16 protein-coding genes and 3 pseudogenes are annotated in these 24,582 nt (G+C 65.1%); 9 read left to right on the forward strand and 10 right to left on the reverse strand.

Annotated elements, in window-relative coordinates:
- The 7 genes and pseudogenes from ATB1_RS01440 to ATB1_RS01470 all read left to right on the forward strand — a co-directional run.
- A pseudogene (locus ATB1_RS01440) lies at positions 1-597 on the forward strand (AMP-binding protein); the annotation flags it as partial.
- A gap of 145 nt (positions 598-742) precedes the next feature.
- Positions 743-2,509 carry a bacterio-opsin activator domain-containing protein gene (locus ATB1_RS01445; protein WP_042661934.1) on the forward strand — a complete coding sequence of 589 codons (1,767 nt, stop codon included), beginning with the start codon at positions 743-745 and terminating at the stop codon, positions 2,507-2,509.
- A 198-nt stretch (positions 2,510-2,707) separates the two neighbouring features.
- A pseudogene (gene acs / locus ATB1_RS01450) lies at positions 2,708-4,702 on the forward strand (acetate--CoA ligase).
- A 51-nt stretch (positions 4,703-4,753) separates the two neighbouring features.
- On the forward strand, positions 4,754-5,191 hold the full coding sequence (locus ATB1_RS01455) for a DUF4212 domain-containing protein (RefSeq protein WP_042661935.1): 438 nt from the start codon (positions 4,754-4,756) through the stop codon (positions 5,189-5,191).
- Positions 5,188-6,837, forward strand: coding sequence for a VC_2705 family sodium/solute symporter (locus tag ATB1_RS01460; protein WP_042661936.1), 1,650 nt, complete (start codon positions 5,188-5,190; stop codon positions 6,835-6,837). Before ATB1_RS01455 ends, ATB1_RS01460 begins: the two co-directional genes overlap by 4 nt.
- Before the next feature lie 3 nt (positions 6,838-6,840).
- A complete protein-coding gene (locus ATB1_RS01465) occupies positions 6,841-7,329 on the forward strand; it encodes a universal stress protein (RefSeq protein ID WP_042661937.1) in 489 nt (162 codons plus the stop codon).
- Positions 7,330-7,397: 68 nt separating this feature from the next.
- On the forward strand, positions 7,398-7,613 hold the full coding sequence (locus ATB1_RS01470) for a hypothetical protein (RefSeq protein WP_042661938.1): 216 nt from the start codon (positions 7,398-7,400) through the stop codon (positions 7,611-7,613).
- 87 nt (positions 7,614-7,700) lie between these two features.
- Here ATB1_RS01470 and ATB1_RS01475 read toward each other — a convergent pair whose 3' ends face one another.
- The 7 genes from ATB1_RS01475 to ATB1_RS01505 all read right to left on the reverse strand — a co-directional run bounded on the left by ATB1_RS01475 (position 7,701) and on the right by ATB1_RS01505 (position 18,821).
- Complete coding sequence (locus ATB1_RS01475) at positions 7,701-8,141, reverse strand: DUF5518 domain-containing protein (RefSeq protein WP_042661939.1); 441 nt, start codon at positions 8,139-8,141, stop codon at positions 7,701-7,703.
- A 68-nt stretch (positions 8,142-8,209) separates the two neighbouring features.
- On the reverse strand, positions 8,210-12,388 hold the full coding sequence (locus ATB1_RS01480; RefSeq protein ID WP_042661940.1) for a PKD domain-containing protein: 4,179 nt from the start codon (positions 12,386-12,388) through the stop codon (positions 8,210-8,212).
- 462 nt (positions 12,389-12,850) lie between these two features.
- Positions 12,851-14,518 (reverse strand): MFS transporter, encoded by a 1,668-nt coding sequence (locus ATB1_RS01485; RefSeq protein WP_082256225.1) that lies wholly within the window; start codon positions 14,516-14,518, stop codon positions 12,851-12,853.
- Between the two features lie 73 nt (positions 14,519-14,591).
- Positions 14,592-15,452, reverse strand: a complete 861-nt coding sequence (locus ATB1_RS01490; RefSeq protein WP_042661941.1) for an ion transporter — start codon at positions 15,450-15,452, stop codon at positions 14,592-14,594.
- Between the two features lie 56 nt (positions 15,453-15,508).
- Positions 15,509-16,867, reverse strand: a complete 1,359-nt coding sequence (locus ATB1_RS01495; RefSeq protein ID WP_042661948.1) for a metallophosphoesterase — start codon at positions 16,865-16,867, stop codon at positions 15,509-15,511.
- Positions 16,864-18,264, reverse strand: a complete 1,401-nt coding sequence (locus ATB1_RS01500) for a TIGR00341 family protein (RefSeq protein WP_241767991.1) — start codon at positions 18,262-18,264, stop codon at positions 16,864-16,866. Before ATB1_RS01500 ends, ATB1_RS01495 begins: the two co-directional genes overlap by 4 nt.
- On the reverse strand, positions 18,243-18,821 hold the full coding sequence (locus ATB1_RS01505) for a hypothetical protein (RefSeq protein WP_241767992.1): 579 nt from the start codon (positions 18,819-18,821) through the stop codon (positions 18,243-18,245). The genes ATB1_RS01500 and ATB1_RS01505 overlap by 22 nt, the downstream gene beginning before the upstream one ends.
- 240 nt (positions 18,822-19,061) lie before the next feature.
- Here ATB1_RS01505 and ATB1_RS01510 point away from each other — a divergent pair, with 240 nt between their 5' ends.
- The gene (locus ATB1_RS01510; RefSeq protein WP_082256226.1) at positions 19,062-19,526 is read left to right on the forward strand and encodes a DUF1269 domain-containing protein; all 465 of its coding nucleotides are present in this window, start codon (positions 19,062-19,064) and stop codon (positions 19,524-19,526) included.
- A gap of 341 nt (positions 19,527-19,867) precedes the next feature.
- On the opposite strand, the gene gfo6 is transcribed toward ATB1_RS01510, so the two are convergent.
- Complete coding sequence (gene gfo6 / locus ATB1_RS01515) at positions 19,868-20,938, reverse strand: D-xylose 1-dehydrogenase Gfo6 (RefSeq protein ID WP_042661943.1); 1,071 nt, start codon at positions 20,936-20,938, stop codon at positions 19,868-19,870.
- Between the two features lie 1,623 nt (positions 20,939-22,561).
- Between gfo6 and ATB1_RS01525 the strand changes: the two genes are divergently transcribed.
- Positions 22,562-23,779 (forward strand): inorganic phosphate transporter, encoded by a 1,218-nt coding sequence (locus ATB1_RS01525; RefSeq protein WP_042661950.1) that lies wholly within the window; start codon positions 22,562-22,564, stop codon positions 23,777-23,779.
- Here the strand turns inward: ATB1_RS01525 and ATB1_RS01530 are convergent, their stop codons facing one another.
- On the reverse strand, positions 23,780-24,103 hold the full coding sequence (locus ATB1_RS01530; RefSeq protein WP_042661945.1) for a hypothetical protein: 324 nt from the start codon (positions 24,101-24,103) through the stop codon (positions 23,780-23,782).
- A gap of 149 nt (positions 24,104-24,252) precedes the next feature.
- Positions 24,253-24,582, reverse strand: a pseudogene (locus ATB1_RS01535) (site-specific integrase); the annotation flags it as partial.

Genomic DNA, 24,582 nt, shown 5'->3' on the forward strand with positions numbered 1-24,582 from the left:
GTCGACGGCCGCGGCGAGGAGGTCCCCGTGAACGAGGCCGGCTATCTCGTTCTCACGCGCCCCTGGCCCGGCATGCCGCTCGCCCTGCGACGCGGCCACCGCTGGGGCGAGGAGGCTGCGAAGCTCGACGTGGACGGCTGGCACTACTTCACCGGCGACGGCGCGAAAGTGGACGACGACGGCTACGTCACCGTGCTCGGTCGCGTGGACGACGTCATCAACGTCTCGGGCCACCGACTCGGCACGATGGAGATAGAGTCGGCCATCGTCGGCGTCGAGGGCGTCGTCGAGGCCGCCGTCGTCAGCGTCGCCGACGCCGAGACGGGCGGTATCCACGCCTACGTCACGCTGGAGACGGGCGTCTCCGGGGACGACGACCTCCGCGAGCGCATCGCCGCACACGTCCGCGAGCGCATCGGTCCGATTGCCACGCCGGACGCCGTCGTGTTCACACCGGACCTCCCGAAGACGCGCTCCGGGAAGATTATGCGACGGTTCCTCGAAAACATCACCAACGGCGAGGAGTTCGGCGACACGTCCGCGCTCCAGAACCCGGAAATCGTCGGCGAACTCGAATCCATCGTCCGAGAGGGCTGACGACGGTTTCGGAAATCTCTGCCTATGCGAAACGCAGTTAGTATCGTTCGAGAGCGGTGCTTACCGCTAATTGCCATCTCCGTGCTGTCGGTACTGTCCTTCTTTCGGAAGATTTAGTTCGCTTATCGAGAGTATTACGAAACAGATGCGGGACGGAAACTCCGAACCGACGCCGCTGTCGGCGGGCGGGTACGAGCGACTGCGACGGTCGACCGAGACGTACCGCGAGGACCTCGTGCTTCGTCTCGGCGCGGAAGTCGGCCTCACGCCGGCCGAGATGAGTCGATTCGAGCCCGCACACGTGACCCAGCGGCGACGCGGAGGAACGGAGCTCTACTTCCTCGCCGTCCCGACCGACGGGCGGGCGGCGTATCTGCCGAACGAGGTCGAACACGACGTTCGGAAGTACGTCACGACGACCGGCATCGACGAGACGGAGCGGGTGCTTCCGGTCACGCCGCGGCGTCTCCAGATGCTCGTGGCGTCGGTCGGAACGCGGGCCGCCGAGGAGACCGGCCGCGAGGAACTGGCGGAGATCTCGACCCGCGACCTGCGTCGGCACTTCGCCCGAACGATGCTCGCCGACGGCGTCCCTCCGAGCGTCATCATGCGAATCGGTGGATGGGACCGCATCGAGAGCCTCGCGCCGCTCCTCGACGAACCGAGCGACGACGAGGTTCTCGATGCGCTCTCGCCGGCCCCCGTCGACGGCGGCGGGCGTGCCGGGGCAGGGAACCCCGACCGACTGCATCGGGTCGTCGAGACCGCGCGAAGCGTCGGGTCGGCACTCTCGGCGGTGAACACCCGAAACGAGGTCGAACAGGCGGTCTGTGACGGACTCGCCGAGTCTGACCAGTACCGTTTCGCTTGGACCGAGTCGGGCGAAACCGACGCGCGAGCGTCGCTCATCGCCGCCGGCATCGACGAGGGGTCGCTCGAAGCGGTCCGTCGGTCGCTCGCCGGTCGAGGCACGGATTTCACCCGGCGTGCGTGCGAGGCCGGGGCCGTCCAGACGGCGCGTCTCGGCTCGTCATCGACCTCGGAGAACGGCCCGTTTACCGTCGTTCCGCTGGTACACGGCGAAACCGCCTACGGCGCGCTCTACGTCGCCCTCGACGGCGAGGAGGTCACCGACCCCGAGGCGGACGTACTGGCGACGCTGGGTCGTCACGTCGGACAGGCAATCGCCGCCGCCGAGCGCCGGAAGCTACTGCTGGCTGATACGGTCGTCCAATTGGAGTTCGAATCCTCGGACGAGCGGGACGTGCTCGTTCGACTCTCCGCGGACCTCGGCTGTTCGATTCGACTCCGCGGCGTCGTCCCCATCGAGGAGCGGGCGTTGCTGTGTTTCCTCACCGTCCGGGAGGCGGCGACGGACGCGGTGTTCGACGAGTTGCAGTCGTCGGCCGACGTCGAGCATATCCGCCTGATACGGGACCGAGGGACGGAGTCGCTCCTCGAAGTCGCGCTCTCCGCGGGGTCGACGATTACGGCGCTCACCTCCTACGACGGCACCGTCTCGCGGTTCGTCGCAGAGGACGGCGTCGCCCGTTTCGTCGGCGAGTTCTCGAACGAAACGCCGCTGCGAGACGTGCTGTCCGACCTAACCGACGCCTATCCCGACACCGAACTCGTCGCGAAACAGGAGGTCGAACGGCCCGCGCGGAACACCGCCGACTTCCGGGCGTCGCTCGTGGCGCGACTCACCGACAAGCAACAGTCCGTCCTGCGAGCGGCCTATCTCGCCGGGTATTTCGAGTGGCCTCGCGGCAGTACCGCCGAAGACCTCGCCGATTCGATAGATATCTCGTCGCCGACGCTCCACCAACATCTTCGAACCGCACAGCAGAAACTCATGACCGCGTTCTTCGACGACGACACCGACGAGGAGGCTTCGACCCTAGACCCTTAGGCGTGCGACGCCTTGGCACACAATCGTTCATTATTGAATGATAGTTTACTAAAGAATATCTATAATAATCCAGACCAACCATATCCGGCTCTGAAGCCTGTGAACGCTCCTAAAGACTATCGTGTATAATTGTGCTGTTAATTTTCGATAATTAGTTACCCTACTTATGCCCCTTGTAGAGACTCGTTAGCACGTACTATGGCACAGGGTGACGCTGAACTGGAGGCACGGCTGGCAGAACAAGACGAGTTCGACCCCTCCGAGGAGTTCGTCGCGCAAGCGAACGTCTCGGACCCCGACATCTACGACGAGTTCGAGGAGAACTGGCCGGAATGCTGGGAGCGGGCGGCCGAGATGCTCGACTGGGACGAAGCGTACGACGAGGTGTTGGACGACTCGAACCCGCCGTTCTACGAGTGGTTCACCGGCGGCGAACTGAACGCCTGTTACAACTGCGTAGACCGCCACGTCGAAAACGGCGACAAGAACCGCGTCGCCATCAAGTGGGAGGGTGAACACGGCGAGACGCGGACGTACACGTATCAGGACCTCTACCGCGAGGTCAACGAGTTCGCGGCCGCGCTCCGCGCGCAGGGCGTCGAGGAGGACGACGTAGTCACGCTCTACATGCCGATGATTCCGGAGCTCCCCGTCGCCATGCTCGCGTGCGCCCGCATCGGCGCGCCCCACAACGTCGTCTTCGCAGGCTTCTCGGCCGACGCGCTGGCGACGCGGATGAACGCCGCTGACTCCCGGTTCCTCGTCACCTGCGACGGTTACTACCGCCGCGGCGACCCGCTCGACCACCTCGACAAGGCGAACGAAGGCCTCGACGGCGTCGACCACGGCGTCGACGCGACGGTCGTCGTCGACCGCCTCGGCGACGACGGCTTCGGCCACGACCTGAAGGGCAACCAGCACGACTGGGACGACCTCCTCGACGAACAGAGCGGCGAGCGAGTCGCGCCGGTCGAACGCGACGCCGAGGACATGCTGTTCCTCATGTACACGTCGGGCACGACGGGCAACCGAAGGGAGTCAAACACACCACCGGCGGCTATCTCTCCTACGCGACGTGGACTTCGCACGCCGTCCTCGACATCGAGAGGGAAGACACCTACTGGTGTTCGGCCGACATCGGCTGGATTACCGGCCACTCCTACATCGTCTACGGGCCGCTCGCACTCGGTTCGACGACGGTGATGTACGAGGGGACGCCCGACTTCCCCAACCGCGACCGAATGTGGGAACTCGTCGAGAAGTACGCGGTCGACATCTTCTACACCGCGCCGACGGCGATTCGCGCGTTCATGAAGTGGGGAAGCAAGTTCCCCGAGTCGCGGGACCTGTCGAGCCTCCGCCTGCTCGGCACCGTGGGTGAGCCCATCAATCCGCGGGCGTGGAAGTGGTACTACGAACACATCGGCAACGAGGAGTGTCCGGTCGTGGACACGTGGTGGCAGACCGAGACCGGCGGCATGATGATAACCACGCTACCGGGCGTCAAGAACATGAAGCCCGGGTCCGCCGGCCCGCCGCTACCGGGTATCGACGCCCAAATCGTCGACACCGACGGCGACGAAGTCGAACCCGGCCGGGCGGGCTACCTCACGGTGAACAAGCCGTGGCCGGGGATGCTCCGGACGCTCTACGACAACGACGAGCGCTACGTCTCCGAATACTGGGCGGAGTACTCCGACACCGACAGCGACGACCCCGACGACTGGGTCTACTTCCCCGAGGACGGCGCGAAAGTGGACGACGACGGCTACGTCACCGTGCTCGGTCGCGTCGACGACGTTCTCAACGTCTCGGGCCACCGCCTCGGGACGATGGAAATCGAGTCGGCTATCGTCGGCGTCGAGGGCGTCGCCGAGGCCGCTGTCGTCGGCGGCGACCACGAGGTGAAAGGCGAGGCCGTCTACGCCTACGTCATCACCGAAGACGGGTACGAGGAGGGCCCAGACCTTCGCGCGCGTATCATCGAGGGCGTCGAGGACGCCATCGGCCCCATCGCCAGACCCGAACGGGTCGTGTTCACGCCCGAACTGCCGAAGACCCGCTCGGGCAAAATCATGCGCCGCCTGCTCGAAGACGTGGCGGAACGGCGCGGAACTGGGTAACACCTCGACGCTCCGAAATCCCGAGGTCGTCGAGGAAATCGCGGCGAAGGTCCGCACTCAGGCCGACTGAACGGCCGCAATCGACCGAGCGAATCGAGAGCAACTGCGAGACGCCGAACCTATGTCAAGCGAAACCACCGAGTCAGATATTGACTCACACGCCACGAACGCCGACCGGAGCACAGCTTCCGACCACGACGAGATAGACTACCTGTCGCGGGAGGTGAACCTGTTGAAACCGAGCACCCCGTTCATGCGAGACCACCTGAAAGTAATCTGGGTCGGTTTCATCGCGTGGGCGCTCCTCACGTTCGGCCCGCCGGTGCTCACCTACTTCGCACCGGCGACGATGACCGCGCGGCTTCCGGTCGTCGGCTTCCCGGCGCACTACTTCCTCGTCGCCGTGTTGTCGCCGACGAGTTCGCTCGTCCTCGCGTTCGTCTACTCGCGCAAGCGCGACCAACTCGACAAGCGCTACGGCATCGACCACACGGCGTCGACGTCGCGCTCGAAGAGTGAGAGCGAGGCCGCCGTCGCCGACGGGGGGAGCGTCGAATGACGCCGAGCGTGTTCCTCCAGTCGGGCGACCTGCTCCCCGAGGCGCTCAACATCTCGTTCAAACTCGTGCCGGCCGTCATGGTCGTCGGGATGTTGGCCCTGTTTCTCGCCATCGGCTACGTGTTCAAAGTCGCCGACACCGAGGGGATGTGGGTCGCCGGCCGGTCCATCGGAAACATCGAGAACGGAATGGCAATCGGCGCGAACTGGATGTCGGCGGCCTCGTACCTCGGATTGGCGGGGCTCGTCGCTCTCGCGGGCTTCTACGGCCTCGCGTTCATCATCGGCTGGACGGCCGGCTACTTCGTCCTGCTCATCTTCCTGGCCGCGCAGATGCGTCGGTTCGGGAAGTACACGGCACCCGACTTCGTCGGCGACCGGTTCAACTCCGATACGGCGCGGGCAATCGGCGCGCTGACGACTATCCTCATCGGCTTCGTCTACTCGGTCGGACAGGCCCGCGGGATGGGCCTCGTCGGACTGTACGTCTTCGGGACCGACTACGTCACGATGGTCGTCGTCATGATGGCAATTACGGTCGGCTATCTGACCATCTCCGGCATGATGGGCGCGACCAAGAACATGGCCGTCCAGTACGTCATCCTCATCGTCGCGTTCCTGACGGCCGTCTACGTCGTCGGGTTCACCGGCGGCTACTCGACCGTCCTCCCGCAAATCGAGTACGGCCAGCTCATCGGCGAACTGTCCGCGGAGTTCTCGGAGCCGTTCGCCAACGCGGGGTTCTACCTCTGGATCGCCACGGCGTTCTCGCTCATCTTCGGGACCTGCGGTCTCCCGCACGTGTTGGTGCGGTTCTACACGGTCGAAAACGAGAAGACGGCGCGGCAGTCGACCGTCTGGGGACTGTTTTTCATCCTGCTCCTGTACTGGAGCGCCCCGGCGCTGGCGGCGTTCGGCGTCGACCTCTACGACGCCTCCCAGTACGGCCCGACGTTCGCGGCCAACGGCGGTATGAGCGGCGGTGAGGGCGACCTCATCGTCGTGCTCGCGGCGCAGCTTTCGAACCTGCCGACGTGGTTCGTCGGCCTCGTGGCGGCCGGCGGCATCGCCGCCGCCATCGCGACGACGGCGGGGCTTTTCATCACCGCCTCGTCCGCCGTCTCCCACGACATCTACACCAACATCATCAACCCCGACGCGACCCAGCGTCAGCAGGTGTTCGTCGGCCGGGCGACCATCGTCGCGCTCGGCGTCATCGTGACGATAACCGCGTTCGACCCGCCCGCGCTCGTCGGCGAACTGGTCGCGCTCGCGTTCTCCCTCGCGGCCATCGTGCTGTTCCCGATGTTCTTCCTCGGTCTCTGGTGGGAGAACACGAACCGTCAGGGCGCGCTCGCGGGCATGAGCATCGGCCTCGCGCTCTGGGTCGCCGCGGTGGTCAACGACCTCATCTTCCACTTCAGCGACGCTTTCGCCGAGTTCGTGCCGGCCATCGGCGCGGCGCTCGTCGGCACGCCGCTGGTGTTCGTCGTCACCATCGCCGTCTCGATGGCGACTGACGAGCCGCCCGAGCGAATCAAGAAGATGGTCCGACAGTGTCACAGCCCGGAACCGATGGGCCAGCAGCAGTCCGCAGAAGACGTGGTCATGAGCGCCGACGGGGGCCAGTCCCCCGCGGACGATTAACCAATGTACGAACACATCCTCGTTCCGACTGACGGAAGCGACGCGGCGGAGTACGCCGTCGAACAGGCGGTCGACCTCGCCTCGAAGTACGGCGCGACGGTCCACGCGCTGTACGTCGTCGACGTCGACGCCACCAGCTACTCGCTGGGGACAGAGCAGGTCGACCGCATCCGACAGGGTCGCCTCGACGACATGCCCGAAGTGAAGGAGGCGGCCGACAAGGCGACGGGCTACGTCGCCGACGCCGCCGCAGAACACGGACTGACCGTCCGCGAACACGTCGTCCCGGGCGAACCGGCGCGAGCCATCCGAAAGTTCGTCGAGGACACCGATATCGACCTCGTCGTGATGGGCTCGCACGGCCGGTCCGGTCTCTCCCGGGTCGTCCTCGGAAGCGTGACCGAACGCGTCCTGCGGCGGACCCGACTTCCGGTGCTCGTCGTCGACGTCCACGAAAAGAAAGCGGAAGCGGAAGCCGAAGCGGAACCGTAACCCATGCACGACACGACCCGCGCGAGGACGAACGCGCCGTCCGCGGCTCCCGACGGGGTGACCCGCCGATGAGCCTCGCGGAGACGATTCGAACCCACGTGCGCGAGCACCGCTCGGGCATGCTGACCGACCTGCTGTTCGCCCTGGCGTGGGTGACGGTCGTTTCGCTCCTGTTCGACGTCGTCGACGGGCCGCAGTGGGCGTTCTACCTCTGTCTGGGTGCGGGCGTCGTCGCGTACTTCGGCTTCTTCGCCTCGGTCGAAGCCGCGCGAGAACAGCGCTGACGCCGGGGTCATTCCCGGACGAGTCACTCCCGGACTATTTTCTCGTCCTGACTCGGGGCGGTTGCGGAGTCGCGCCCGCCGACGCGCTCACTCGCTCGTCGCCGGCGACGGCGGGTCATATGTCGTCAGCGCCGCGCCGACCCTCGCGCCCGCTTCGCCGAGGAGCGCCGACAGGCCGAATCCGAGCAGGCCGACGGTGGCGACCCCGCCGAGCATCATCAACCACCCCCCGACGACGAACCACGTCGGGCCGGACAGCGCGGTGGCGGCCCCGAACACGGTGGCCAGTATCCAGAGGACGGGGAGGCCGCCGACGAGTCCCGTCCGGACGCCGACGCCGGTCGCCGTTCCGTGCCGTCGCTTCGCCAGCGCACCGACGACGAGTCCGGCGAAGAACACGGCGCTCAGCGACATCGCCGACCGCCCGTCCAGATAGCTCCACGAGACGAACGCCGCCGCGACGAGTCCGCCGGCGAGGCTGTACCGCCGTCGCCACGGGAGTTCGGACGGCGCGCGAAATCTGGTCATACTCCCATTCGTGTCTCTCAACTAATAATTCTGTTCACGAATCGCCGAAAAATCGGGTCGCTTCGGGGCTACTCGTCGCGCTCTCGCCGCCGGTAGGCGATGCCCAGCCCGGCGGCGAGTAGCACGGCGACGACGGCGAGCGTCCATCCGGTGGCGTTGCCGCCGTCGTCGCCGCCGGTCTCATCGCCGTCGGTCTCACCGCTGACGGCCTCGCCGCCGGTAGCCTCGGCGGTCGAGTCGTCGACCGACGCCGCCGTCTCGGTCTCGCCTGCGTCCTCGACGGTGACGCTGCCGACGACTCGGTCGCCGACCGCGAGTTCGTACGTTCCGGCTTCGTCGAACGCGTAGCTGAGCGTGGCCGTCCCGTTCTCGAACGCGCCGAGTTCCACGGTCTGGCCGGCGACGCGCTCGCCGTCGACCAGTAAGTCGAGTTCGTGGGAGCCTCCCGCGCCGCCGAGGTTCGACACGTCGACCGAGAGTTCGACTTCCTCTCCGACCGACACGCTCGTCTCTGTGACCTCCGCGGCGGTCGTCTCGAAGACGGGGACGGTCGAGCCGATGGTGAACCGCGACAGGCCGGGCGAGGTCGCCTCGAAGACGTAGCGCGACTCGGACTCCTCGACGAGGCTCGCGTCGAGCCTGCGCCACTGCGTCTGTTCGTCGCGGTAGAGCGCGACCGACTCCGGGCCGACGCCCGTGGTCTCGAAGTAGTCCTTCCGAACGCTGAACGTGAACGTCACGTCGTCGATGTCGTCGTCGTGTATCGAGTGGTCGACGACGACGTAGCCCGCCGAGGTCGCGCCCGTCTCGCGCCGGAAGCGCTCGCTCGTGGCCTCGTCCTCGGACGCCTCGTACGTCGTGACGCTCAGCGTGAAGTCGTCCTCGTTTTTCACGTTCATCGAGAGCTGTGCGACCGAGATGTTCTCGGCGGCGGTCGACGCCGATTCGTCGGCGCTCGCGGCGTCCCCAGCGCCCCCGGCGGACTCGTTGGTCTCGCTCCCGCCGGCCTCGGCGTCGGTCGCGGGGGGTTCGAGCGGGATGACGACGGGGCGGGTCGTGTCGACGTTCGTCACCGACACGTCCGACCGCTTCGTCGTCCCTTCGCTCGCCGTGTCGACGACGACGTCCGCGTCGTCGTCCGTCTCTTCGGTCGTCTCCGCGGTTCCCCCCGACGAGGAGGAGGAGGATGACGACGACGACGATGACGACGATTCTTCGTTCACGGTGACGGTCATCGTGTCCGAATCGACGTTGCCGGCGGCGTCGGTCACGTTCAGGGTGACGGTGTAGGTGCCGGTCGAGCCGTAGCTGTGGGTCTCGGTCGCGTTCGTCGCGTTCGCGCCGTCGCCGAAGTCCCACTCGTAGGCGTCGATTGCGCCGTTGTCGGTCGATCCGCTGGCGTCGAACTTGACCGCGTCGCCCTCCGTGACCGACACGTTGTCGCCGGCGTCTGCGGTGGGCGCGGTCGTGTCGTTGACGGTCACGACCATCGAGTCGGAATCGGCGTTGCCGGCGGCGTCGGTCACCGTCAGCACCACGTCGTACGTGCCGGGGTCGGCGAACGTGTGGTTCGGAGTCGCTTCGGTCGCGTTCGGGGAGCCGTCGCCGAAGTCCCATTCGTAGCTGTCGATGGCACCGTTGTCGGTCGACCCGCTGGCGTCGAACTTGACGGCGGTGTCCTCGTCGACGGTCTGGTTGCTCCCGGCGTCGGCGGTGGGCGCGGTCGTGTCGTTGACGGTCGCGACGAGCGTGTCGAACGCGCTGTTGCCGGCGGTGTCGGTCGCGTTCAGAGTGACGGTGTAGGTGCCGGGGTCGGCGAACGCGTGGGTGGCGTTTTCGCCCGTCGCGTTCGCGGAGCCGTCGCCGAAGTCCCACTCGTAGGTCGCGACTCCCGAGGCGTCGGTCGCCGTCGCGTTGAACTCGGCGGTGGTGTCCTCGTCGGCGGTCTGGTCGGCACCCGCGTCTGCGGTCGGCGCGGTCGCGTCGTCGACCGTCACGACCAGCGTGTCGGCGTCGGCGTTACCGCCGCTGTCGGTCACGTTCAGCGTGACGTTGTAGGTACCGGGGTCGGCGAACGTGTGACTCGGGGTCGCTCCGGTCGCGTTCGGGGAGCCGTCGTCGAAGTCCCACTCGTAGCTGTCGATGACGCCGTTGTCGGTCGAGGCGGAGCCGTCGAAGTCGACGGCGGTGTCCTCGTCGACGGTCTGGTTCGCGCCCGCGTCTGCGGTGGGTGCGGTCGTGTCGTTAACGGTCACGACCAGCGTGTCGGTTCCCTCGTTCCCCGCGGCGTCGCTGGCGGTGAACGTCGCCGTGTAGGTGCCGGGGTCTGCGAAGGTGTGAGTGGCGTTTTTGCCGGTCACGTTCGCGGAGCCGTCGCCGAAGTCCCACGAGGTGCTCGTGACGCCGACGGCGTCGGTCGCCGTCGCGTTGAAGTCGAGCGCCACGTCCTCGTCAACGGTGGCGTTCGCCCCCGCGTCGACGGCGGGCGCGACCGTGTCGATAGTGACGCTGTCGGACTCGCTTGCGGCCCCATCCTGCCCGTCGGCGTTCTCCGCGGTGTCGACCGTGACGGTGTAGGTGCCGTCGCTTCCGGTCTCGTACGGCGACGCGAGCGTGTACGTGTACGGCTCGCTCCCCGATTCCGTGAAGTCGGCCTCGGTGAACGCCGTCGAACTCGGGCCGGCGACCGAGACGGAGATGTTCGTCAGAGCCTGCGACGAGTCGAACGACACGGAAAGGTTCTGTTCCGTGGGATTGGTCGCGTTGACCGCCGAGACGGTCGGTGCCGGCTCCGCGAGCGCGTGGAACTGACTGCCGCTGCCGTAGTAGAGATAGCCGTTCCACGCGAGCGGCGTCGCGTAGAGGCTGCTCGCTGGCGAGTTGTACGACCACAGTTCCGTCCCGTCGGTCGCGTTGAACGCGCGAACGGTCGAGTCACCGAAATCCGAGATGTAGAGCACGTCGCCCGCGACGACCGGCGCGCCGCGGAAGTCGCTCCCCGACGCGTTCCAGAGTCTGCTTCCGTCGGCGGCGTCGAGCGCGACGAGTTCGCCGCCGCGGCTCCCGGCGTAGACGACGCCGTCGGCGTACACCTGACTCGAATCCACGTCGCCCGCCATCGAGTAGTTCCAGCGCTTGGTGCCGTCGGTCGCGTTGATGGCGTACACGCTTCCGTTCCCGCTTGTTTCGCCCATCGTGCTGTCGCTCCCGACGAACACCGTGTCGTTCGCGACCGTCGGGTCCGACTGGCTCTCGTCGAGGAGCGTGTAGTTCCAGAGTTTCGCCCCGGTGGTGGCGTTCAGCGCGGTCAGATTGTCGTCGTCGGCCGAGACGTAGACGACGCCGTCGACGACCGCGGGGTTCGACTCCACCAGCACCGGCTGGTACATCGTGTAGTACCAGAGTTCTTCGCCGGTGTCGGCGTCGACCGCGGTCAGGTTCCCGTCGTTGCTCCCGAAGTAGACGACGCCGTCGACGACCGCGGGGGCCGACCGGACGTTCGTCTGCGTCTCGTAACTCCAGATTTCGGTGCCGTCGGTCGCGTTTATGGCGTGTAGCTTGTGGTCGTTGCTTCCGAGGTAGAGGACGCCGTTGGCGTAGGCGGGCGTGGTCCACGTCGACCCGTCGAGGCCGCCGGGCGTCGCGTTCCATCTCTCTGCGCCCGTCTCGGGGTCTAACGCGTACAGACTGCCGCCGTTGTGGAACGCGGTGTAAAGCGTGTCGCCGACGATGGTCGGTTGCATCACCTGCGGGGCGGTGTCGGAGACGTTCCAGACTTCCACGGGTTCGGTGAGCGGCCCCTCCTGGTTCGGGTAGTTCCCGAGGTTGCCCGGCCCGCCGTGGAACTTCGCGTTGGCCGCCTCGACGGTCACGGTCTGTGCGGCGAGCCCCCCGGCGGCGACGTCGTAGGTCCCCGCCCCCCAGAGCGTCTCCGTGAACGTGAGCTGTCGGCTTTCGCTCGCGTTGAGTGTCCCGGTTTGGTACGCCACGACCTCGCCGTCGACGGTGAGGGTCGTGTTGTACGGTTGCTGTGACGCCCCGGTGTTTTCGACGGTGACGTTCACGGTGACGGCGCTTCCCTCGTAGAGCGTCGTCGGCGTCACCGAGAGGTTCGAATGCGTGATATCCGCGCCGTTCGTGACCGCCGCCGCACCGACGGGTACCCACGCGACGAGCGAAATCACCGTCACCAGCGTCAGCACGAGTGTGCTCACCTGCTGTCGCGTTATCCCGACCCCCCTCGTCATCAACTGTTCGCCTCCCCGTCCGTCCTGCCGTGGCCCCTGAGTCCCTTAAATACCATATTACTGCCAAATACGGATTCACGTCCGATAATTGGTCGATACAGACTAACGAGGATATTGTATAACGATGCCGAATAAAATCGGATTTTTTGGATATAAATATTTTAAACTACGATTACGAATCTAATTTTGTTATGTTGGGTACTCACATTATTATGTCTGAATACATTTTACAAATTCTAGAATTTGTGACTTTAGAGGGTTGAGTAGGGGCATTTAGATAAATCTTCTCAGTCGTCTCTGAATTCAATATTGCTATTTTTATTCAATACCTGTTGGTGAGGAAGTTATCAAAACAAATATTTTGAATGGCGGCCTCACGTCAGTCTACCCACTCAACGCATTGTTCGTTGAGACGACGACAGCGATGAGAGCGACGACAGCGAACGACGCTGTGCTCACGGCTCACGGGTCGCCGCTGGTCCCTTCGTCCGGTAGGAGCGTCGAAACGAGGAGCACGAGCAACACGAAAAGCGCGAGGAGAAACAGCGTCTCCCGCTGTGCCTGCACTATCGAGGCGTCGAACACGTCGGTCAGTAGCTCCCGTTGCGCCGGTGTGAGACCGGCGAGAAACGCCCGTTGGGTCTCTTCGGTCGCCGTCTCGGCGGCGTTTTCCAGCGCCACGACGAGCGCCCCTCGCTCGCTCGCCGACACGCTCGCGTTAATGGCGGTCAGCACGCCGTCGACGACGCCGTCGTAAAAGCGCCCGAGCAGGTACGCGCCCACGATGGCGGTCCCGAACGAGTAGCCGAGCATCATCGTCGCGTTCAGCAGGCCGGACGCCGCCGCCGAGTCCCGTTGGTCGACAGCCGAGAGCGTCATATCGATGAGTTGTGCCATCACGAGCCCGAGACCGAGCCCCACGAGCCCCATCGGTACGGCGAGTTGCGTCACCGTCGCGTCGAGCGTTGTCTGCGACACGAGCGCGAGCACGCCGATCCCCATGAGCACGACGCCGCCCTGAATCAGCAGTTTCGGCGCGACGACCCGCCGCCAGTCGGTCGTGAAGATGGACGCGACGAACGTCGCGAGGGAGAACGGAAGCATTGCGACGCCAGTTTCGAACGCGGTGTATCCGGCCCCGGACTGGAGGAAGACCGGGACGACGAAGATGAACCCCGCGAGGACCAACGACCGCGCGGCGTTCGTGACGACGCCGGCGGTGAACTGCCCGTTCGATAGGAGCCGGACCGGGACGAGCGGCGACCCGCCCTCGCGCTCGACGCGGCGCTCGTACTGGACGAAGCCCGCGAAGACGACGGCCCCGAAGCCGACGAGCCAGAGGGTCGGAGACGCGCCGAGCAGGTCCAGTCGCACGTCGCCGACGACGAACGGCCGGCGGGCCAATAGCCAGCCGTACCGCCCGGCCAAGAGGACGCCGGCGACGAGGGCGGTCGTCCCCACCACCGAGAGGACCGTGCCGCCGACGTCCAGTTTCGTCGGCGTCTCGCTCAGAGACTCCTCGGGGAGATACCTGACGAACGCGAGCGCGACGAGGACGATTAGCACCTCGATGCCGAACCCCCATCGCCAACTCGCGAACGTCGTGACCGCGCCGCCGAGTAGCGGTCCGAACGCGGCACCCGCGGCGTTCACTCCGGCGAGGATACCGAGGGCTTTCGCCCGGTCTGCGCCCTCGTAGCTGACGAGGAGGACGGTGAACGTCAGCGGGAGCAACACGGCGGCGGCGGCCCCCTCGACGACCGACCAGCCGACGTAGAGCACGACGACGTTCCAACTCAGCGCCGCCAGCGTCGTCCCGACCCCGTACACGAGGAGCGTCGCGGTCATCAGCCGCCGAATCCCGTACATCGACGACAGCTTGCCGCCGGGGAGAATCAGCGCCGCCATGACCATCGCGTAGAACGAAATCGCGCCCTGAACGACCGTGACGGTCGTGTCGAGGTCGGCGACGATGGACGGAATCGCGACGTTCATCAGCGTCGAGTCGATGACCCCGATGAACATCGCGAGACTCACCGCCACGGCCGGCCCCCAGTACGCCAGCCCGCTCGCCGAGTCGGTCACCACCGTGCCCTCTCCGAGGGCGTGAGCGTTCGCGTCTGCGTCCATCCCTGTTGATACCACGTCCTGTTCGATAAACCCTGCTGACGGCGGGCGTGGCCCGTCTTCCGGTCGGTTCGGCTCAGCCGTGCGACGACCCGGTGTCGAGCGACTCGCCGCAGTACGGGCACCATTCGACCCGCTTTCCTCCGGGCCGTCCTCGGTCGGTCGTCCGTGTCTCTTCGGTCTCCTGCGCCCGTTCTCCCGCCCGCTCCGCGAAGAACCCCGCGGCCAAGATGCTCGACGGGAGCGCGAAGAAGGCGACGCCGCCGAGCATGGTCGCAGCGCCGAGCAGACGCCCGAGCGGCGTCACGGGAACCACGTCGCCGTAGCCGACCGTGGTGAGCGTCACGACGCCCCACCAGAGCGTCTCCGGAATCGACGAGAACGCGTCCGGTTGGACGCTTCCCTCGACGAAGTACATGAGCGTCGACGAGACGAGGACCAACATCCCGGCCCCGCTGAACGCGACCCCGAGGTCGTCGCGCTGTGCGTCGAGGACTCGCTTGAACCGCCGCCGGGAGCGTCTGAACCACGAGAGGTTCAGCACGCGAGCCAGCCAGAAGACGCGGAACAGCCCCGACTCGAACAGCCGTATCTCGAAGAGGAGTCCGGTCCAGAACGTCGCGATGACGAAACAGTCGACGACCGAGATGGGGTCGCGGACGAACGCGAACCGACTCCGTCCGGCGTCGGGAGCGGCCGAGCCGGCGGCCCAGAGCCGGACGACGTACAGGCACGTGAACAGCGCGATGGACGCGACGAGCAGGCCGTCGAAGTAGGCTCCGAACCGCTCGTACAGCGACTCGACCGTCGAGAGGACGACGGCGACGACGTTCGCCGACGCGAGGACGAACACGAGGCGCTCGAACCGTTCGCCCCAGCGGTTCTCGGAATCAGGGTCGACCACCGTCCACACCTGGTCTCTGGACGTCTGCGCCATGCCACAGTATCGCCGCCGAGTCATATGTCGTTTCCTCCCGTCTGCGGTTCGGACCGTCAGCGGTCGGCCGTGTCGGGTTCCGTCGCAATCGACTCGGTCGCAACCGACTCGCTCGACCCGCCCGACTCGGTCGTCGGCCGGACGACCGTCCGCGACGGAATCGCGGCCTCCCGCCTCGGTGTCGACGTGACGAGCCGTTGGAACCACGTCTCCTCGTTCGGCGCGGACTTCTCGACGAGTTCGTAGTCGACGGCGACCCCGCCGTCTTCCGTCGCCGACACGCGCACGTAGTTGAGTTGGTACCACGAGTAGAACACGGGCGGGAGGACGCCGAACGCGGACTCGACGCGGCGCAGTCGCTTCAGCCACGTCCCCGTGTTGACGACGACCCCGCCTTCGATTTCGGTGACCGCGGGTCGGTGGGTGTGGCCGTAGACGAACACCGCGACCGCCGGGTCGGACGCGAACAGCTCTCTGGCGGCCGTCAGATAGGTGTCCGCCGACGACTCCCGTTCTTCCGGCCGGTCGATGCCGAACCGCCGGAGCGTCTTTCGGACGTCGCGCGCGAAGACGAAAAGCGGTACCGCGACCAGTATCAGCAACAGCGTGACGGCGAGATTCGCGGTCAAAAGCAGGTCGACCAGCGTCCCGACCGGGCCGAACAGCCCGAGAACCCGTTCGATGAGGTCCATCGGGAGCGACCAGAGACCGGCGGCGTCGAGCGCGAACGCGAGCACGTAGAGAAAGCCGACGTTGAAAAGGAGGAGAAACGGGGCGGAGACGTATCTGAGCCACGGGCTCATCTCCCGATAGAAGTAGTTCGACAGCATCCACGCCGGAATCTGCGTCATCGGCGTCACCGCCTGCACGTCTTTGAGCCAGTTGAACTTCCCGCGCTCGGAGAGCCGGCCGGCGCGGCTCGTGACCTGCCTGTTGACGAAGTACCCCGGCGGGTTCGCGTGGGGGTTTCCGAAGTCCGGAATCAGGTTGTTGGGGTCCCGCTGCATCCCGTGTTCGATGTAGACGACGTAGTCGCCGACGCGCCGGGTTATCGAGACCTCCTGCCGGAGCGTGACGTTGAACTCGGCCAGCCGGTCGACGTACTCCGGGTAGGCCGCGAGCTCGTAGTCGTGGTTCCCGGGGATGAGCGTGATGGGGATTCGCTCGCCCGTCGCTTCGAACTGGTCGAACAGCTCCGGATAGCGCTCGACGAGCGCGTCGAACTTGTCGAGTCCGTCGACGTCGGTGAACTCCCACAGCCCGAACGCGTCGCCGTTGATGATCAGTTCGGCGTCCTCGTCGGTCGCTTCGAGCGTCCGCAGGAACGACAGAAGCTCGTCGAGGAAGTCGACCTGCCCCAGTTGCTCGTCGCCGCCGATGTGGAGGTCGCTGATGAAGTAGTACGCGTCGGTCACGGCCATGCCCCCGGGGAGCTAACGAGCGCCGTACCGGTGAGCGTGCGGTTACTGGCTGTGTGCGGGCGACTGGTGGATGCGAACGCGCCGGTCGAAGCTCTCGTCGCCGCGTCGTCGGAGACCTGCGCCTCGACGAAGCCGACCCTGACGACCACGTCTCGGTCCAACCCCTCGGTCAGTTGGTCGTCGAACCGCTGTGCGAGGTCGGGGGGCGCTTGCAGGTCGCGCGGAATCCCGACCAGGACGTCGACGCGCGGCTGATTCCCCACCAGGAGGTCCACCGGCCTGTAGTCGACCGTGACGCTGACGAGTTCGACGCCCTCGATGTCCGCCTCCTCGAACTGTCGCTGGAGTTCGGTCTGCGTCTGCTGTTCGAACGACGCGGTCTGGAACGACGCGTACGTCACGCCGGCGAGGACGAGCGAGAGAACCGCGATAGCCACGCCGATGACGGCGATTCGAGAGGCGATGGACGCTCTGACTCCCTCCCGCTCGTCGGCGTCCAGCGGCTTGAACCCCGACAGATAGAACAGAATCAGCGCCGAGAGGTTGATGGCGAGGAGGTTGACGACGACGAGCACCGCGCCCGCGACGGCGACCACGGGAAGCCCGAACGCGATACCCAACCCCGACGTCGCCGCCGGCGGGACGAGCGCGACGGCGATGGCGACGCCGACGAGCGTCGACCCGGACCCGCGCATGATGCTTATCGCCCCCGCGATACCCGACCCCAACGCGAGGAACAGCGACAGGACGTTCGGACTGGTGCGCTCTGCGACCTGCGGTATCGCCTGTATGTCGACGCCCGGCGGAATGAGAATCGTCTGCTGGAGTATCACGCCGAGGACGGCGGCCGTCGCGATGGCCGCCGCGAGCCCCGTCACCTGAAGCACGACGCCGCGGGTCGCCATCTGCCGGTCGGCCAGTATCGCCCCGACGGACGCCGAAACCGCCGGTCCCATCAGCGGGGCGACGACCATCGCGCCGATAATCGTCGCCGCGGAGTCGAGAAGCAGGCCCGTCGCGGCGATGACCGTGCTGAGAATCAGGAAGCTGAAGAACGTCGAGTTCGCCGGCGCGAGGTCTTCGGCCCTCGCGTGGAGCTCCTCGCGGGAGATGCGGAGTCCGGGAAAGCGCTCTTTCAGAGCCGAGAGGCGCTGCGAGACGACCGTCTCCGTGGGGAGTACGATAGTGTAGCTGTCGCCTCGGACGCCCGCGTTCGTCAGTTCTTCCATCACCGTCTCGACGCCGCTGGGCGGGACCGGGAACTGTACCATCGCCTCGAAGTCGCCGCGGCCGACCTCCTCGAAGACGGCGTAGTCGATGGCCTGTCGGTCGAGCGACTCAAGCACGCTCTCTCGGCTCCCCCGGGGTATCAACACCTGAACGAGTCGCATACGGAGTACAACGTCCCGCGGGACCAAAAAATATGAGTGCTTTGATAGGATGGCTTACTCGATTGTCTCGCGTGCCCCGTCGGCGATTGCGAGCGTCTCCCCGATAGCGTCGATGAACGCCCGCTCGGCCGGCTGATTCGCCGGCCCCCCAATCCCAGTAGTCCGCCCTCGACGCCGGCGTCTGCGACTCGTTCGGCACACCAGCGCACGAACTGTCCGTACTCGGCTCGCTCCGCCGCGGTCGCTCGCGCTCGGACGATTGTCGCCGCCTCCCGACAGTAGTCGTGCGCGCGGGCCTTCGCCACCGCGCGGTTGAAATCGTGTGTCTCCGCGTCGCGTCGCACTCGGCCGGCGTTCACCCGGACGAACCCGGCGAGGTGCGTGACGAGTTCCGTCTCCGGCTCGAACTCGTCGGCGTGTCGAAGGGTTCGACGAATGGTTTTGAGCTCTCGCCACAGGCCGCCGTTCGAGGCGACGACGACGCCGTACATCACCTCGACCGGCGTCTGCGCGAGCGTCCGCCACTCCTCGTGCGTGAACGACTCCCGATCGGTCATACCGAACGATTGGCGGGCGACGAATATAGAGGCGCAGGTCGCCGCGGGCCGAACGGGCGACCGCTCTCGACGTCGCCGGGCGAAACTCGTTCAAGGGGCCGTTACTGACTTTTCGGTATTCCACGAATTACTGGCTCTGAGACAGTCAGCGACTCGGTAAACGCAGTTTATTATGGTTTCCTGCTTACGTGTGGTTGAGTTGATGAGATGAGTTCACTGGTCGTACTCGCGTTCGATACGATGGACGGTGCGGAGAACATGCGGGAGAAGCTGTACCACCTCCAGCGGCGCGAACTGATTACGATAGAGGACGCCGCCATCGCCGTCCGAAAAGAAAACGGGCAGGTGAAAGTCAAACAGGCCCAGAGCCTCGTCGGCGTCGGCGCGCTGGGGGGTTCGTTCTGGGGCCTCCTCATCGGCGTCATCTTCTGGATGCCGTGGCTCGGGATGGCGGTCGGGGCCGTGACGGGCGCGCTCAGCGGCAAGTTCACCGACATCGGCATCGATGACGCGTTCATCAAAGAGGTCGCGAACACGGTCGAACCCGGTAACTCCGCGCTGTTTCTGTTGTCCCACGACGCACAGGTCGACCGAATCAAAGCCGAACTGTCGGACGTCGAGTTCGAGATCATCGAGACGAACCTCTCGCCCGAGGACGAAGACCGACTCCGTGAGGCGTTCGCCGCCGAGGAGATCGCGGGATAAGCGTCGCCCGGCCGGACCCAGCCAGCCGTCTGTCCGGGCGCGAGAGCGCGCTCGCCGAGTCGAGTAGTGGTGACGGTGTGTGACGGGTGGCCGTCTCCCCGAAGGGTGCGGGTCGCTCGCCGATGAGGCGCTCGGCCCATCGTTAGTGTATCCCGCGACCAATCGCACCCGATGCCCCGATTCTTCTGTGCGGCTCTCGCCTTCCGGCATAAATATCAAAAGACAGATACAGTGGGGCATTAAATCAGTATAATTGTCATCTACTATGATTGATCTCCTCTCCGACAACCCTGACTCGGGTGCGTTCAACAGCGGGTTCGAGACCCGAACCGACTACCCGCTCAGAGCTCCACTACTTCGTTGGTCCGGGCCGCCTCGTGGATCGCGGAGATGATACGCATGTCTTCGAGCCCGTGTCTCCCGTCTGCGTACACCGGGGTATCGCTGAGGATACGGTCTGAGAAGTAGTCGAACTCCTCTCTCATCTCGCGTTCGTCGTCGAACGTCTCGTGTTCGACGGTGACTTTGGTGTCGTTACGCGAGAGATGGAGCGAGCACTTCCCGTGGAAGGCCGGGTGCAGGTCTATCTGTCCCTCGGTTCCCGTAATCTTGAGCTGGGTGTCTTCGTGGGCGTTTTGGCTGTCGGTGGTGACCATCTTCACGTCGTCTTCGAGGACTAACAGCGCCCCCGACCGTTCGTCGGGGACGTCCTCGAACGCGTCGTGGTGAGAACTCATCTGCGATTGCACCGCGACCGGGTCACGGTCGAGGAGGAATCTCGCCGTGTTGATGGAGTAGATTCCGAGGTCCATCACGGACGTTCCGTAGCCCGACAGCTCCGGGTCGAGCCGCCATTGGTCCTCGTCGGGAATCATCTTTAGCAGCGGTTGGGTGTTGTTCCCGTACACCGACACGGGTTCGCCGATGAACCCCGATTCGATGAGGTCACGGGCCCGACGGACTGCGGGGTCGGTGTGCATTCGATAGGCGACCATCAGGGGTACGTCGGCGTCGTCGCACGTTTCGACGACCTGTCTTGCCCGCTCGACGGTCGATTCCATCGGCTTTTCGCAGAGGATCGCTTTGCCGAGCGATGCCGCGGTTTCGACGTATTCGAGGTGGAATGCGTTCGGCGTTCCGACGTACACGGCGTCGTACGCCGATTCCGCCTTCCCCTCGTGGAACTCGTCGTAGCTGATGCCGTGGTCGACGCCGTTGGCATCAGCGAGTCGCTGCGCTTTCTCGGTCGTACTGCTCACAAGGGTCGTTACCTCCCCGAGTTCGGACGATTCGATGGCGGGGAGTGCAACGTCGACGGTCCACCACCCGAGGCCGATTAACGCGTATCGAACGCTTCCATCGGTGGTCGTCTGCCAGTCGCGCTCCTCGTATGAATCGATCCATTCTCTCATGAGTATCCAAACTGAGTAGCCTGTAGTAAACTCTTGGGGTAGTTGCGTGCTGCTCGCGTTTCGATAGCCTGGGGCGCGAACTCAGACGCTTCGAACGCTGCTCACATGCCTCACCACGCATGAACGCTCCGCTTTCGGGCGCTTTGATGCGAGCCGATGCACAATTGGCGTCCGATCGCCACGGCCGACGGGACACGGCGGTCGCTCGAAGCCGACGGCCATCGACAGAATTCTTTGTCTGAGAACAGCGAATCCCGGTGTGTACTGTCGCTTCTCCGAATCGTTCGTTTACGAGGCCGATAGCCGGCATCACTGACGCTACTCGCGTACTGATCGCCCTCACGTCGAACGTTCGTTCTGAATTAGAGAATATTATCTGGGTGACTATTGCACGGCGAACGTCACTTGTCAGGTGACGTTTACGAAGGGAGTGCGAGGATTTACAAACTTATATTTGTAATTCTGTCCGGATTATTTTAACCTGCCCTTCCAGTCAGATTCCGTAGTAAAGCCCCTCTGAGTTCGGTTTCGGCGACGAAATCGCTGGACTCGTCCCACCGCTGGACTCTGGATGGAAGTGCAGATAGTGGGCCTCGGGGCGGGTCTAGCACATATTCGTCATTTCAGAACGGCCCCGCGGATTCGAATACCGGTTGCCGGCTGATATCTGGCCACACGAACTGCACCGAGAGCAGTTGGCGGGTGGACGCCTCACTCCTCCTCGCCGATAGTGGGTCTTCCCACGACGACTCGCCGAAGAACGACTGAAGCGCTATCAGGCACCCACGTACTCAGCGGAGATGCCAGTTTCGTACTGATCCTCTTGTAGCAATGAACCGCCTCGGGGTCAAGCCCCGAGGCACTCGCGTTGATTCCACAGAATCAAAACTGTGTCGGCTCCTCGTCGCTTGACTCCCCCTCGCAAAGCCTCCTCAGATATCGTCAGAAGTTCTGGAGTTCAGCTCTATAGGGAGCGAAACGAGTTGTCAGTTCTCAGCATAACCGTTGGTATTTGGACTACACACCCCACCGTTCCCGGAGAAACGGAGTCGGAATGCAGGTACTCGTCACCAGGTTTGATTCAAGCCCGATAGCCTTGTTGAGAAGGCACGCAACACATTCATCCTCCGAAACTGTGTGAGGCGTACCGTGTGTTCTTATGTATCGCTCTATGTGGTTTATCGAACCCGACCTCAACTGGAGTCAGACGCGTACTCCGATCGCTCGCCGGTGAGCGGTCGGGTACGGGAATAGCGATGGCGAGGATACCGACGATACCGACTTGGAAGAACTCCTCTCCGATTTCGTTCGGAAGTCGATAGTTGGTCGTCGAGACGGTGTTCGGACCCGTGCGATCGAGACCAGCGCTCCCGATCTGAATCGGCATCGTTCGAGCCGCTTCCGGGACTGACTCGCACTCTCGCGACCCTGAAACCTGCGTTACCGTTGTTCGGATATGCATCGCATTACTTATCGAGACGATTGCTTCACTATCAGCCGATATACGTGATTTCGATGGGTTCATCTGTCTCGTGGCTCGGTTTTCAGTCACATGAGAACCTGTCGTCGTCGCCGACCGTTCTGGATACCACACCACCAGAGACCGCGTCGGGTGGTGTGAGTATGGCATCCGTACTGCTCGTTCTCTCGATTGCGCTCCTCGCGGCCCTGTTCATGTCGTTCACCGTCGGGGCGAACAGTAACTCTGCGCCCGTTGCGCCCGCCGTCGGAGCGAACGCGCTCTCGGTTCTTCGGGCCGCCCTGCTCGTCGGCATCGTCGCCGGACTGGGGGCGGTCCTTCAGGGAGGCAGCATCTCCGAGACCATCGGCAAAGACCTCGTGACCGGCGTGTCGATTACGCCGCTCGCGGCGGCGGCGGCCCTGCTGACCGCCGCGACCCTCATCACGATCGGGAACACCTACGGGTATCCGATACCGTCCGCGTTCACCGTCACGGGGGCGATGATCGGGTCCGGAATCGCCCTCGGCGGCGGGTTCGCTGTCGACGAGTACGCCGTCATCCTCGGGTTCTGGTTCGCCATTCCCATCGTGGAGGCCGTGCTCGCGTACGGCCTCGCGCGGGGGCTCCGAAGCGACGCCGTCCCCGAAACCGTCGGTATTCCCGTCCTCGGTGGCGCAGTCGGCTACGCGTTAGCCAACATCCAACTCACGGTCATCCCGACTGCGAGCGGCGCACAGGGGTCAGTCGCTCGATACCTCGCTACGACGTCCCAGCTTCTTCCGACGGTCGTCGGCGGCTCGTACACCCTCGGGATGGTCGCCGTGAGCGTACTCTGCGGGCTCGTTGCCCTCGTCGGGACGCTCGGGTTGCTCCGACGCGACGAGACTGCCGGAATCAATCAGTTTCTGGTCGTGCTGGGACTCATCGTCGTGTTCACGAGCGGCGGCACGCAGGTCGGGTTGGCGACCGGCCCACTGGAGGCGGTGTTCGAGACGGACCTCCGGCTCCCGTCTATCTACCTGCTTGCACTCGGCGGCGGCGGGATTCTGCTCGGGGCGTGGATTCGTGGGCCGCGACTCGTGCAAGCCGTCTCGAACGAGTACGCCGCGCTCGGCCCCCGGCGGTCGATAGCCGCCCTGATTCCCGCCTTTCTCATCGCCCAGCTCGCAATCGTGCTGGGAATCCCGATCTCGTTCAACAAAGTGATGATCGCGAGCATCGTCGGCAGCGGACTCGCGGCGAGTTCGTCCGGCGGGAGTGGCGTCTCGCTGCGGAAGGTCGGCATTACCCTCGGCTCGTGGGTCGGCTCGATGTTCGGCGCGGGCCTCATCAGCTACGGCCTGTATCACGTCCTGACCGCGGTTCAAACCGTCGGCTAGTCAGGGGGCTATCTGGTCGATAATCTCCTCCTCCGCGGCCCGGGTTTTCATTCCCTCCCACGTCTCGAAGTCGGTCGTCGCCGCGATGTATCCGTTGAGTCGGTCACGGGAGACGTCCTGGACGTCGCTGACGTCGTCGAGGGGCCACGGGCTCTGCTCGCAGAACGCGGCGAACGAGTCGAACTCGGTGTGGTCGCTCATGAACGGCTGTGAGAAGAACGCGTCGGACTGCACTCGCGTGCCAGCTTGCAGTTCGCCGATTCGGTTCAGCGCGCTCTCGACTCGCTCTTCGAGACCGTTCAGGCCGGCAACTCGAAGGTCCATAGTGGAGGGTGACTCCTCAACACGGGTAAAAGCCACGACCACCGACGTCGGGCGGCCGCTCACACGGCGAGACGGTCACGCACCCGGCGGCCGCCGTGAGCCGCTGTCGCCCCGCAACGCACGCGCCGGGGTGACGCCGGCAGTCACAGTCACCGCGGCATCTGCGTCTCGACGGTCGCGGACTCGCCGTCAGGTCGAACACCTCGGCCAGCGTCTCGCGCATCGCCTGCCGACGGAACGACCGGCGGCGCTCCTCGGAGAGGTAGTTCGACATGACGACGTCGGCGCTTTTCGACCCCTGGTCCGCGGCGACGCCCTCCAACTGGGCGAGCATCTCGTCGACCGCCGCCTGATAGGCTGTGTACCAGAAGCGCCGACAGAGCTTCGCCGTCGGCACGTCGCCGTCGACGGTCACGCCGGCCTCGTCGGCGAGGCGCTTGAACCGCCGGTTGACCGTCTCGCGGGCGATGTGGCCCGAC

The sequence above is a fragment of the Haloferax sp. ATB1 genome (assembly GCF_000730175.1).